Here is a 13,175-nt window from a genome sequence, read left to right on the forward strand (position 1 = left end):
AGGTATGGAGGGAGGAAGAAGTCAAGACAACTATTTGTCAGTTAAAAATCTAGGAATATATGTACCTTTCCACCTCTGGTATCTACCAAATTTCAATCTCTTGAAGTACTAGCGTTTTTAGATTTTAGTCACTACGCATCTGTGTTAATACTTATTTTACAAACAGTCTCTCACCAGTCCTAGTTTCTAATTTGATGAGAGTATGTATCAGAGAATTTTTTGTATTAATACTGAGCAAGATTTCCTTGGGTATCAGTTACTGACAGTCTTTCTGCTACCCATTGTCTGAGTCGAACTTATCTTGACTATTACGCTACTCTTGAGATAAAGAAAACATTAAAATTATTATGCTTTTTGTATACCTTAAAATAAAAAAAATGTCAAGTTTTTTGGCTAACAAATCTTTATATAATAAACAATTTAGAGAACAAAGCCAGTCAGGTATGTAACAAAAATTAAACATTTAGTCTCTTCATGGAAAGTTCATAAATTTCTTAGTAATCTTTACCGATTCTTCATAAAAAATAGGAAATAGGGGAGTATATTATCAGATATAAAACTAATCAAAAATCTCACAAACACCCGTACAGTTATGGATTAGTTATAGTAACTAAAGTATAAATTAGAACATTATTTAACAGTCATTGCTGTAGATTACTCACGTTTTTCTTGTGTTTACTCTTGATTGATTCTGTTTTGAATTTTGCTTCAATTACTATATATAGTTTGTTTGATGAGTTTTAGAGTTAATTAGTTATTTTTTTGAAAAAATTGCTATAAACGCTAATAATTTAGGCGAAAGATAAATAATTCACAAACTACTTAGTCACCATGTAAATACAAAGACTGAGTGGGAATATTTAAAAAACTTTAGTTGAGGTGCAGAATTAAATATGAATAGGGTTGATTTCACAGTTGCTATCCATACCTATAATGGGGAAACTCGTTTACCAGACGTACTGGATAGATTAAAATCACAAATAAACACTGAGAACTTCTCATGGGAAGTAATCGTAGTTGATAACAACAGTACAGATATGACTGCTAAAGTAGTAGAAAATTATCAAGCTGAATGGTCTAAAGTTATTCCACTTAAATATGTTTTTGCACCAAAAAAAGGTGTAAAATTTGCCAGAGAAAGAGCAGTAGAAAAAGCCAGAGGAGAACTTATTGGTTTTCTAAATAATGATAATTTACCTGATTCTGAATGGGTTTCTCAAGCTTATTATTTTTCCAAAAATAATCCTCAAGTTGGTGCTTTTGGCAGTCAAATACATGGAGACTTTTTTGAACAAAATTCCGAGTCAAAACTTCCAGAGAACTTGAAAGAAATAGCTTGTTTTTTAGCAATTGTAGAACGAGGAAATCAACCACATCTATACGACTCGAAACATAAGATATTACCTCCTAGTGCTGGAGTAGTAGTTCGTAAACAAGTCTGGCAACAAGCAGTTCCGAAGACGTTATGCTTAAATCACACAGACAAAGTAACAGAATTAGCTAGTGAAAATTTAGAAGTGCTGAGAAATATTCAGCAAGCAGGCTGGGAAATTTGGTATAACCCAGCCATGGTGGTTTATCATAAAATTGCTAATTCTCAACTAAAAAGAGATTACCTACTAAACCTAATGCGCTGTGTAGGTTTAAGCAGACATGGCCTGAGAAAGATGACTCTCCAAAGTTGGCAGAAATCTTTGGCTTTTCCAGGTTACATCGGTAATGACTTTCGGAGATTGACCCTTCACTCAATTAAAAATGGTGAATCAATAAAAGTTGATGTTCTTGCTCATTACCAGACAGAATTTTTCTGGAAAACTATCAAAAGTCCTTTATTATTCTGGTACAAACAAAAAAAGGCCAAAACAAAAGCACCGAATTATCAATCACTCCCTCAAGATGAATATTGTTTAGAACAAATTGCGACAGCTTTTGAAGAGAAAAGCTTCATTCTTCATGCCCAAAATATATTGTCTATTGGTGACGAAGATTTCCACGGCAAACATTTAGAAATTCTGCTGCGACTTCAGGATAAAACAGGAAATATAATGTTGCCTGGAGAGTTTATACCTACTGCAGAACGTTATAATTTAATGCGAACTATCGATCAATGGGTAATTGTGAATTTATTTACTCAACTTTCTCAGGCAGCTCAAAGCAATAGTAATTGTGTATATGAAATTAATCTCAGTGCTGCTAGTGTTAATGATGAAAAGTTTATCAAATTCTTGCATCAGCAGTTTGATATCTATGAAATTTCTCCAGAGACAATTAGTTTAGGAATCAGTGAAAGTATTGTTATTGCTAATATGAAGCAAGTGGCAAAGCTAATTAGTGTTTTCAAAGAAATTGGTTGTAAATTTACCTTAGACCATGTTGGTCGTGCCAACTTAATGCCTGATTATCTCAAACAACTACCTATAGATTATCTGAAAATTGATGGTAGATTAGTCAAGGGACTTACTAATAATCAGGAAAATATCAGGGGGATAGAACAAATCCATAATCTAGGTTCTAAGCTTGGTTTCAAGACGATTGCAGAAGCTGTGGAAAATATGAGAATAATTGAGTTTATTAAGAGCTTAGGAATAAATTATGCTCAAGGTTATGGTATAGATTATCCCCAACCATTGATATTGAATGGAAATAAAATAAAAATGGAGAATTCTAACTTAAATACATTCAATTCTCAGATTATACAACCAGTAGCTGCCTAATTTTTCTGAGTTCAAAAAGCTTTTGTTAAAACTGAATTTAACATTAGACTAAAAATAAATTTTTGGTTAGAAAAATATTATATTATATCTCCTCCAATATTTGTGATTGTCAGTAACTGTAAGACAATCTCTTAAATTTTTGAGATTACTTCCTTTGACTGGCAATGACATGGTAGTAAGTGCTACTATTTTTGAAGTATTGAGCTATTAGTTGTTAGCCATAATACCAAGAGTAAAAAAAAGAATGTTACAAAACTCTGGTTATAGAGAATAGGGAAGAGGAAAGAGTGATTAGTAGCAATAATTTATCAAGGAGTTTGAGAAATTATTACTACATTTATTTTTTTTAGTAGTTACAGGAAACCTAACTTTTGTTTCGAGGAGATAAGAGTTTTTTCCACTCTCCTACTCTCAAACTGTAACTATAGCAATACTATTTTATTTGTGTATAAAAATCTTACCGCTTTTAGGGAACAGCGGTGCGACCCCACGTCGGCGACAGATGCAAGGGAACGCGCACCAAGAGAGGGAACACTTAACTGGGAACAGGTGAGAGTTTCGGTTTTTTTATCTACTTTTTGATTACCCGCAACCTATGGGCGGATTGCTATCTATTTTTTTAATAGAGTATTATATCATATTTGGTTAAATACTGATAAATAATTAGGTAGGAGTCAGGAGTCATAATTCAGGAGGGAAGAAAAGAGAAAAGTAAAGGTAATTCAATTATTTATCCATGCTTTGTCAATTCTTAAATTTTATTTATAACTGATTATCTGCAATTCGTAGCTCCCTTGGAAGGGGCACATAATATCATACCAATTATCAAAAACTTTGCTATATTTGAATTGGCTATTTCTAAATACTATTTGTTGAAGTGAGGTAATTGTTTGATAAATTTTGTTATTTTGATGGTTATTTTTTGCGTAAGTATTTAGCTATTAACTGTTAGGTATTAACTTATTCTTTTTGAAGGAAGAATCAGAGTTGAAAGATTGAGCGAAAATTAAAAGTTACTCTCAAAGCATCTTTTACTAATCTTCCTCATTAATCAGGGTTTGCTAAAAAAGTCTTATGAGTGAGGGTAGAACTCAGAACTAAGAACTCAGGAAAAATAGGAATTATAGAGGAGGTAGTCGCAAGAATTGCCCCTTGATTTTTCTGCCCTTGTCTGCTAAAAATGCTAACATGCATGAATTTTTTTGACCGAAAAGCTGACACTTTTTTCACATAATAAGGGCTTTAGCCTTTATCTGTAAATGCTTTGAGAGTTAATTAGCAAGCCCTAATTACTTAGTACAGGATTATTACCACCGAAAAGCTGAATGCGAGCCCATTTCACAGGAAAGGCTAATACCTGAATGTTTACATTTTTGCCAGATTATAAGCTTAGGATTAATTTTGATAAATGGTATTATTATACTAAATTCAAAAAAGGTTGTTACAGTAAAAAAGGAAGTAGGGAATAGGGAAAAACCTTGCTCTTTATTTAATTTTCCTATATAGTCAAATCCAGGTTTACCTGATTTTTTGAAACTGGTATTAGTTAAATGAAGCTTGAGGATTATTGAGAGAGTAACCCAGAATTAAAAATATAGATAATACGAATTATCAAAAACTTTGCTATACTTGAATTTTATCTTTATAAATACTATTTATTAACGCGATCTAAGTGTTTAATAATATTTGTAATTTTGATGGTTATTTTTGCACTTGCAAAATGTAGCATTACTTTTGATAAATCCTATAAAATCATATATAGCAATCAGGAATAATTTTGATAGATATTTAAGAACAATTAAGAACAATCAAAATCCTTTTATATTCTGACTCCTAACTCCTAATTACCACTAAAATCTTACAACTGAAATATGATTACTATATATTTGCTGACCTTATTTATTACTAGACCAGTGCTACACTTTTCAAGGAATAATTGTCTGGAATGAGTTACCAACTTGTCATATATTCTCAAATATTGCTTTAGAAAATCCAACATTATGAACAGTATCAATCATTTTAATGTAGTAGTAATTGGAGCTGGTCCTGCAGGCTGTCAATGCGCTAGAACTTTAGCAAAATTAGGATACAAAATTTTACTGGTTGAACAACATAAAACATTTCAAAAAAATGACTTTTCTAGTGCAGCAACTCCCCAAGAAACTCTTGATAAATTTAACTTGCCAGAAACAGTAGTCGGTAGTTATTGGCAAAAAATTAGTATTGTTACAACTAACATTAATCATACCTGGGCATCACCCAAAACTTTAGGAGCAGTTTTAAATTTTGCCAAACTTAGAGAATTTTTAGCAGGAGAAGTGAAAAATTATGGTAGTCAAGTTTGGATGGGTTGTCGTTATACTGAACATTTTCAAGAAAATGGTAAAACTATTGTAGAAATGAGGCGTTTTGGTGGTGATAAATTAACTGTTACTACAGAAGTTTTAGTTGATGCAACCGGACCTGCAAGAGCAGTTATGTATGATAAAAAAAATAGCAAACCTCAGTTCTTAACAGCAGCAGGAATTGAATATTTAATCGAAGTTGAAGGAAGAGAATATGATAAATATGCTAATGATTTAATTTTTTTCTTAGGTCATAAATGGATGCCGAAAGGTTATTCTTGGATATTTCCAATGGAATCAGCACAGCAAAGATTAAAAATTGGTGTAGCAAGGTTTAATTTAGAACATAAACAAATAGTAGAAACAAAATCAATGAGGTGGTATCTAGAACTCTTAATTCAAGATTATATGAAACTTGAAAAATATAAATTAATAGATACCCATGGTTCAACTGTTAAATATTATGTAGGATTAAAAGATATTTATTGTCAAGATAATATTATTGCTATTGGTGATGCAGTATCTACTATTAATATGTTGGGTGGGGAAGGTATTAGACATGGTATGGAAAATGCAGAGATAGCTAGTAAATATATTAAAAAATATCTAGATAAACACTTATTTAGTTTTCGTCCATATCAAAGAGAAATGCAGATACGATATGCTCTTAAATGGAATCTTTCTGAACAAATGGGTCGTAGAAGATATATGCAGGATAGTGATGAGTTGATTGATAAAGGAGTGAAATATTTAAAATCTTTGACAATGGAAGATATGATGAATATTTTATTTGAATACAATTTTCAAAAGTTGTATAAAGGATTGGGGAAATATTTACAACGCAAACTCAAATTAGGATGGCAACAAATTAACAATTTTTTTATGGCTAAATTCAGCTAAGTTTAGTAAATTTAGTTTAAGTATTCAGGTATTAGCACTCAACTTTGTGGCTCTTTTCTAGGAGATGCTCCATCAACAGCTTTTTAATTAATAAGTCATACCAATTTGCTAAAGATTTGGTATTAATAGTTGGGCTGCGAGTTAGGGGTCAGCAAAAATAGAATCTAACAATTTTTTCTGGTTAGTCTCTATTGTTAATCAAGGAGACATTAAAATAAAATTCTTTTCACTCAATATTATTTGTAACATTCTTTTTTCATGCTTGGTATAAAGTTAGATAATGTGCTTTGACAGTAACTTTTAATTCTCACTAAATATTTCAATTCTGATTGATACTTCAAAGAAAATAAATGAATAACTAGGAACTACTAGCTCAAAGCTAAATGCTGAGAATTTGATTATTGCCAACAAAATTATAATTAGGGGAAAATATCATGTCTAAAATTACAGAAGTTAATCCGATTATTTGGAAAAATAACCGAGTTTTATTAATTGACCAGACTCGTTTACCAGGAGAATATAAAATTGTAGAAATTAACAGTTCTGAAGAGATGGCAAAAGCTATTAAAACCATGATAGTTCGTGGAGCACCAGCCATCGGCATATCAGCAGCTTATGGAATGTACTTAGGAGCAAAAGAAATTTCCATAACTGATAGAAATAAATTCTTAAAACAGCTAGAAGAAATAGCTATAATGTTACGACAAACTCGCCCTACTGCTGTTAATTTATTTTGGGCAATTGAGCGAATGTTAAAAGTAGCAAATCAAACTAATGGGTCTGTAGAAGAAATTCAAACAGCCTTATTAGAAACTGCTAAAAATATTCATGCAGAAGACTTACAAACTTGTAAAAATATAGGCGATCGTGGACTAGAAGTTTTACCAACTACTCCAGAAAAATTGAACATATTAACCCACTGTAATGCTGGAGCATTAGCAACTGCTGGTCATGGTACAGCATTAGGTGTAATTCGTTCCGCGTGGCGAGAAGGAAGATTGGCCAAAGTCTATGCAGATGAGACCCGCCCCCGTCTCCAAGGAGCAAAACTTACTACTTGGGAATGTGTCCAAGAAAATATACCCGTCACCCTAATTAGTGATAATATGGCAGCCCACTGTATGAAACAAGGTTTAATTCATGCTGTAGTAGTGGGAGCTGACAGAATAGCAGCAAATGGAGATACTGCCAATAAAATTGGTACTTATAGTCTAGCTATTGTGGCCAAAGCACATAATATTCCCTTTTTTGTAGCTGCACCTCTGTCAACAATAGACTTTAAATTATCTCATGGTAGTCAAATACCTATTGAAGAAAGGGATACAAAGGAAATATATCAAGTGGGAGAAACGCGCATTTGTCCAGAGGGAGTAGAATTTTATAATCCGGCATTTGATGTTACACCTGCGGAATTAATTGCAGGAATAATGACAGAATATGGGACAGTTGCGCCAGGAGAATTAGAACAGTTGGTATGATTCAAAAGTTTACGAAAAATGATTTCGGAGAGTGAATTTTACAACTCTAGCTTGTCTTAAATAAAGAGCAAGTTTATTTTCTCGAGAGGTCTAATATATACTATATTTATACTCATTATTCCCATACCTATACCAGGATTCAATACATACATAATCAGAGATGGAATTTCGGCAAGTAATAAGCTAATTGTTGCAATCAAACACAAAGTTCTACCTACTTTGTCTCCCATATAAACCATTAAACCTAAACCATAAATTGCCAAGACAACTTCACTTAATAAAGTAGCGATCGCTGCACCCACTACTTATAGATTAGGAATCAAAATTGCATTAGCAACAACATTAATTATTACCGTTATTAGCAATAATTTTAGTAAAGATTTTTCCCGTCTAGTAGTCTGTAAAAAAGTTTCTACCAAAGTGCCAAACATTTTGATGCTTAGACTTGGAAGTAGCATGGCAAGAGAACTAATAGCAGGAGAAAAAGTTTTTCCATAAATGATAGTAACTATGATACTCTGACAAAATCCAGCCATAACAAATGTTGCTAAAACTATAGCCAGTAGACTTGACTATTCATTGATTTATTCAGGAAATTTGCTAGAGCGAAAATTTTTCCACAGCCATAATATACTGACAATTAATACTGAGTAAGATAATTCCCAACTAATAAATATAAAATGACTAACATCAAATAATCCTTTGGAGTGATGAACTGATGGGAAAATAGGTATTGCTGACTTAAAATATGTATCTGTTAAAGGCCAGAACAATTGTAAACCAGAACCACTTGTTGTCGTAAAAAAATCTAACACCAAATGAGAACTGTAGATAACCAAAGTAAATAAAAATATTTGTTTAAAGGAATATTTGCAGAAATAACTAATTAGCCAAGCAAAAACTAAACTCAAACCAATAGCAAAAATTAAAGTATGAGTAATACCCCGATGAAATATTTCTCCTGTGATTAACTGGGGAATAAAATCAAAGTCAGCAAAAATGGCGATAAAAACAGGATAAAAATTTTCCCAGTTCCACCAACTAGAGGGATAATATTTTGATAGCTCTTGTGGTAGAAACTTTGCTAGTACATATCCAGAAACTGAGTGAGCTATTGGAGATGGCATGGTTAAAAATTGTTGATATAAAGGAAAGGTATTAAAAGAATATTGGTACTAATGTCAGTAGAATTATACTAATTCACTTAAACAATCTCCTCCATAATTTCACACCCTTAGTTGTGAAATAATCGGTTCAATTTTTGAGGACTTAAAGTTTTGACTCCTACTACTGAAATTAAACTTAATAACCCAGTTTGGGAATGATCAAAAATTTGATAATGTTTGGCTCAGACGGGTTCACCTGTTTTAGGATTAACATTAGTTGTTGGTAGCATGCTACCCAACTTTTCACAAAATGCTGAATAACTGTGATTTTTCTGAATCATAATTTTACATGCTGCACCTAATTGTAATCCTAAGTCAGAGTCTTCAACTAGAGAAACTATTCCTTTTGAAAAAGCTTTAGGATGAGGATGAGATAACATTGCTGTTTTGTGACCTAATACCTGAGTATGAGTTGGTAAATTACTTGTTAATACAGCCTTGCCACTATCTAGATAAAAATATATAGCAGTTCCCATACTGGTGAGGTACAAAATTCGTTGGTTTTGGGGAGTAGGGAATAGGGAATATAAAAGAAGAAAAACAACTTTACCTCAGTAACTTGAGACACGCTATATTTTCATGGGTGTATTCTTACCTTTAATTCGAGGAGATACCAAAACATCAGCTTAAGCAAGATAATTTCCTAATTCGCTAGCAGGTTTTTGCCCTAGAAAATGTACTTTTTCTTGAATGCCTAATTTATTGGCTTTGTTTTGATAGTTTTTAATATCTTCGAGATTTCCTCCCACTATGACTAAATCAATTTATTTTGTTCGTTTTAGTGCTAAAGCAAAACTATCTAGTAGTAAATCTATGCTTTGATATTGTTCTAGATTTTCTACATACATTAGCATTGTATTGCTAATTTTTAGCTCTTGTTTGAGATGATGTTGATTTGAAATTTGTTCTCATTCAACAAATAAATATCTGGTAGGAGTACAACTTTTTTGGGGCGATATTTATAAACAGTTTTGAGATGATGTTTATTTGAAATTTGTTCTCATTCAACAAATAAATATCTGGTAGGAGTACAACTTTTTTGGGGCGATATTTATAAACAGTATTAGCCAAAGCTTGACAAGTTGGAAGTACAACTTCTACACCAGAACTTACGCAATCCATGAGCTATAAACACTACATATATCAGACTTTATAGTTTTGATTAACTATATTATAATTTCTTAGCCTAAGTCCTAGTAGCGTTAAATAAGTAGTAAATATTTCTACTTATCCTCCCTATTTTTTAGAGTTGTATAAATTCCTAATTGATTATTTATTCTTCAACTTATTTAAGCCTATCAAATGACTTCAGTATTTCGACGTAATTTCAGGCAACTTCATCAAATCTTTAAAAATATTTGCCTAAAACTCCCATCGTCTTCATCAAAACTTCATAATACTCCTAGTGGACTTGAGTATACATAATTAAAATTACTAATTAGATTTATAAATTATATTTAAAACTAATGAGTTTGATGTGAAGTAATATTAATCTGGCCTAAATATTTCTGCTTATTGAGAGAATGATTTATCTGTAGCACCCATATCCTGCCGAGGGTAACCACAGGTGAATTGCTCCTGCAAATTTCATTACTCTGATTGACCAAGGCGACAATTTTAACTAAAAGCTAACTTCCGCTCTATCTGTCTGGACTAACCTTTCCAATTCTGTAACTAGACTATCTAACTCTATTACTATCGGAGTAGAGTCAGCTTGACGAAATGCAGTTACAAGCGATCGATAATACCAGAGCGTTCCTTGTTTACCACCCTTAAATAAATCCCACAGCAAATCACCTTGCAGTCGATAGTCTTTCAAAATACACCTAATATTATGTAGTTTATCTGCCGCAGAAACCAAGCGCACAGAGGGTGAAGCATTAGCAATACGATTAATATAAGCTTTTTTACGTTCTTCCCAAGGAGGTTTTGGAGTAGTATCCGTGTCAGTACAACCATCCACTATTTCTGTCACCCTCTCCCCAAACTTTAGTCTAATTTCTGCACGAATAGGTGGCCCGCCTTGGTCTTCTATGGCATCGTGAAGTAATGCTGCTATGGCCTCATCCTCATCAGCGCCGTATTCGAGGGCAATGCTAGCTACCCCTAAAAGGTGGGAAATGTAAGGAATTTTACTTCCTTTGCGAGTTTGATGAGCGTGTAACTGGGTAGCATAAACTAAAGCTTCTGTAAAACGGTGAGAAAGTATCATTTTTTTAAGTCAAAAGTTAAAAGTTAAAAGTCAAAAATAAGAAAAATCTATCACTTTTTAGATATTCAATTTTTATGGTGCAATAATAATAAATTGCTTTGCTCTTGTATTTAGCTCAACTTTAGAATAATTTTATGGATAAATTTCGAGTAGAAGTTATTGCTAAAACACCAAATCCTCAACAGGTAATTTATGCTGCGTTGCATCAAGATTATAGTGAAGGATTTGTATTTGATGAAGGAGATAATTGGCCTTCGGAAGCCAAATGTGGGGAAATTATTGTCAAGCGACTTTTAGCGGGCGATCGCGGACATTATGGTTGTATTGAGCATCCGCAAATTACTTTTAATTGTGGATTTTTTCCCCATAGTGTTATGCAGCAAGCAAGAACTCATAGGATAGGTTGTTGTTTGTCGGGCAACACAAAGGTTAGATTTGTAAATTCGTCTTTATTTAAAGGAGAGGAGTATTATGAGGAAACAATTGAAAAATTAGCTCATCTATGGCATTACGGAAGAAAAAATATGCAAACTTCTAAGGATGCGAAATATATGCAAGAAAGTATATGTAAGCGTACTATTTTGACTTTAGATACTAAAACTAACCAAATTGTTTCTAGTAAAATCACCAATATATATATTAATGGCGAAAAAGAAACTTATACAATAAAAACTGTTTCTGGTAAAGAAATAAGAGCTACGTTGGAACACCAATTTTGGACTAATCAAGGTTGGAAAAGGTTAAAAGAATTTAATAACAGCACTCAATTATGTGAAGTGGAATTTACTGGTAATAAAATTTCTCCACAAGAAATTAAATTCCTGGAAAAAGAAATGTTTGATAAAAAGTGGATACCAGTAATAAATTCTGAAGAATATGAAATTTCTAGTTTGGGTTGTTTGGGTTCTTCTTTTCCGAAAGGAGGGAGTGGAAATTCTTCTCAGTTATTGTCAAATCTTAAGATTGAAAAACTGAGTAAATCTAAAAATTATTTATTTGCAAGTTTGAGTCATGGAATAAGGTCTGATCGAGTATCACAAGTAAATAGACATAGGTTAGTAATGGAAAACTTCAAACCATTGGGAGAATATGAGCAATTTGAAGTAAGACATTTAAACGGAAATAATTTTCACAATAAGTTAGAAAATATTGCCTGGGGTTCTAGTAGAGACAACAAAATTGACAATATAAATAACAATATATTTTCTTGTAATGGTGGTGTTTTTGTGGGAATAGAATCTATTGAAAAGTTTGGTAAAGAAATTACTTATGATATTGAGGTAGAACATCCAGAACATAATTTTATAGCTAATGGTTTAGTTGTTCATAATTCTTTTGATGTACAAAGTTATCGGTTTTGTTCGGGAAAAGTTATTGCAGTAGCAGAGGGAAAAACTGAGATAGAAACTGCTTTTTACTTACGTCCACTTGGAGAATATTCTGACCGTCAGGGTAAAAAATATTATTATTCTGCTGAACAACGAGAACAAGATTTACAGTGGTGTTTAGAGGCAGCTAAGAAATACAAAATTGATCTGGAATTGGGAATGTCTGAAGAACACGCAAGAGGAAAAATTCCTTTTGATTATCGTCAGCATTTTGTTGTTAGTTTTAATTGTCGTAGTTTGCTACATTTTTTGGATTTACGTTTTAAAAAGAATGCTCAATTAGAAATTCAAAAATTATGTGAGTTAATGTGGCCTCATGTTCAAGATTGGACGCCGAATATAGCAGATTGGTATGAAAAAAATCGATTAGGCAAAGGTAAGTTAGCACCTTAGAAAGTTAAAAGTCAAAAGTCAAAAGTCAAAAGTCAAAAGTCAAAAGTAAGAATTAAAGAAAGTCAAAAATTCAAGGAAATTGTTTAGGAGTATACTGACTAAGGTATGTCTTGATGAGAGGTAGCAAATGGGATGACTGTATAACCGGATTTTTGATGAATTAATTATTAATCCTGGAGAAAGCACATTAATTCATACAGGTATTTCTATAGAATTACCATCATAAGCAGAAGCACAAATTCCCCCGAGAAGTGGATTATCTTTAAAACATCAAGTTAGGGCAATTCTCTATTCCCTAGAATAAGGAAATCAGAAAAAATTTAACTCTATAGGTGGAATATTGAGAGATTTTCATCCCCCTAAGATTTAGGGTAAGAAACAAAATTATCTATTCCCTATTCCCTATTCCCTAGTTCCCTGTTCCCTATCTCCTATTATGAAACTGAAAGTTAAAAAGTTAGATGAACTGGCAATTATGCCCTCTTATGCTCATAACCAAGACGCCGGATTAGATTTATTTTCTCTTGATGAATTAATTATTAATCCTGGAGAAAGCACATTAATTCATACAGGTATTTC

10 protein-coding genes and 1 pseudogene are annotated in these 13,175 nt (G+C 32.4%); 5 read left to right on the forward strand and 6 right to left on the reverse strand.

Annotation, left to right across the window (positions count from 1 at the left end; translation table 11 throughout):
* The first annotated feature begins 893 nt into the window (after positions 1-893).
* The 3 genes from hpsE to mtnA all read left to right on the forward strand — a co-directional run bounded on the left by hpsE (position 894) and on the right by mtnA (position 7,437).
* Positions 894-2,714, forward strand: coding sequence for a hormogonium polysaccharide biosynthesis glycosyltransferase HpsE (gene hpsE, locus ACP6PM_RS06610; protein WP_426582977.1), 1,821 nt, complete (start codon positions 894-896; stop codon positions 2,712-2,714).
* Between the two features lie 2,000 nt (positions 2,715-4,714).
* Complete coding sequence (locus tag ACP6PM_RS06615; RefSeq protein ID WP_426582979.1) at positions 4,715-5,959, forward strand: NAD(P)/FAD-dependent oxidoreductase; 1,245 nt, start codon at positions 4,715-4,717, stop codon at positions 5,957-5,959.
* Positions 5,960-6,393: 434 nt separating this feature from the next.
* Positions 6,394-7,437 carry an S-methyl-5-thioribose-1-phosphate isomerase gene (gene mtnA, locus ACP6PM_RS06620; protein ID WP_426582981.1) on the forward strand — a complete coding sequence of 348 codons (1,044 nt, stop codon included), beginning with the start codon at positions 6,394-6,396 and terminating at the stop codon, positions 7,435-7,437.
* 56 nt (positions 7,438-7,493) lie between these two features.
* Here the strand turns inward: mtnA and ACP6PM_RS06625 are convergent, their stop codons facing one another.
* The 6 genes from ACP6PM_RS06625 to ACP6PM_RS06650 all read right to left on the reverse strand — a co-directional run bounded on the left by ACP6PM_RS06625 (position 7,494) and on the right by ACP6PM_RS06650 (position 10,815).
* Positions 7,494-7,739: a hypothetical protein gene (locus ACP6PM_RS06625; RefSeq protein WP_426582983.1), complete on the reverse strand. Its 246-nt coding sequence runs from the start codon at positions 7,737-7,739 to the stop codon at positions 7,494-7,496.
* Between the two features lie 3 nt (positions 7,740-7,742).
* Positions 7,743-7,973, reverse strand: a complete 231-nt coding sequence (locus ACP6PM_RS06630; protein WP_426582985.1) for a hypothetical protein — start codon at positions 7,971-7,973, stop codon at positions 7,743-7,745.
* Positions 7,974-8,021: 48 nt separating this feature from the next.
* Positions 8,022-8,564 carry a metal-dependent hydrolase gene (locus tag ACP6PM_RS06635; protein WP_426582987.1) on the reverse strand — a complete coding sequence of 181 codons (543 nt, stop codon included), beginning with the start codon at positions 8,562-8,564 and terminating at the stop codon, positions 8,022-8,024.
* 221 nt (positions 8,565-8,785) lie between these two features.
* Complete coding sequence (locus tag ACP6PM_RS06640; protein ID WP_426582989.1) at positions 8,786-9,079, reverse strand: glycosyltransferase family protein; 294 nt, start codon at positions 9,077-9,079, stop codon at positions 8,786-8,788.
* A gap of 150 nt (positions 9,080-9,229) precedes the next feature.
* On the reverse strand, positions 9,230-9,352 hold the full coding sequence (locus ACP6PM_RS06645) for a hypothetical protein (RefSeq protein WP_426582991.1): 123 nt from the start codon (positions 9,350-9,352) through the stop codon (positions 9,230-9,232).
* Between the two features lie 872 nt (positions 9,353-10,224).
* Positions 10,225-10,815, reverse strand: coding sequence for an HD domain-containing protein (locus tag ACP6PM_RS06650; protein WP_426582993.1), 591 nt, complete (start codon positions 10,813-10,815; stop codon positions 10,225-10,227).
* A 134-nt stretch (positions 10,816-10,949) separates the two neighbouring features.
* Between ACP6PM_RS06650 and thyX the strand changes: the two genes are divergently transcribed.
* Positions 10,950-12,596, forward strand: coding sequence for an FAD-dependent thymidylate synthase (gene thyX, locus ACP6PM_RS06655; protein ID WP_426582995.1), 1,647 nt, complete (start codon positions 10,950-10,952; stop codon positions 12,594-12,596).
* 436 nt (positions 12,597-13,032) lie between these two features.
* Positions 13,033-13,175 (forward strand): annotated as a pseudogene (locus tag ACP6PM_RS06660) (dUTP diphosphatase); the annotation flags it as partial.

This window comes from Dapis brunnea BLCC-M229 (genome assembly GCF_050015995.1).
Lineage (GTDB): Bacteria > Cyanobacteriota > Cyanobacteriia > Cyanobacteriales > Microcoleaceae > Trichodesmium.

Coding starts and splice junctions, on each gene's coding strand:
- hpsE (WP_426582977.1), top strand. CDS start 894: ATGAATAGGGTTGATTTCACAGTTGCTATCCATACCTATAATGGGGAA.
- ACP6PM_RS06615 (WP_426582979.1), top strand. CDS start 4,715: ATGAACAGTATCAATCATTTTAATGTAGTAGTAATTGGAGCTGGTCCT.
- mtnA (WP_426582981.1), top strand. CDS start 6,394: ATGTCTAAAATTACAGAAGTTAATCCGATTATTTGGAAAAATAACCGA.
- ACP6PM_RS06630 (WP_426582985.1), bottom strand. CDS start 7,973: ATGGCTGGATTTTGTCAGAGTATCATAGTTACTATCATTTATGGAAAA.
- ACP6PM_RS06635 (WP_426582987.1), bottom strand. CDS start 8,564: ATGCCATCTCCAATAGCTCACTCAGTTTCTGGATATGTACTAGCAAAG.
- ACP6PM_RS06640 (WP_426582989.1), bottom strand. CDS start 9,079: ATGGGAACTGCTATATATTTTTATCTAGATAGTGGCAAGGCTGTATTA.
- ACP6PM_RS06650 (WP_426582993.1), bottom strand. CDS start 10,815: ATGATACTTTCTCACCGTTTTACAGAAGCTTTAGTTTATGCTACCCAG.
- thyX (WP_426582995.1), top strand. CDS start 10,950: ATGGATAAATTTCGAGTAGAAGTTATTGCTAAAACACCAAATCCTCAA.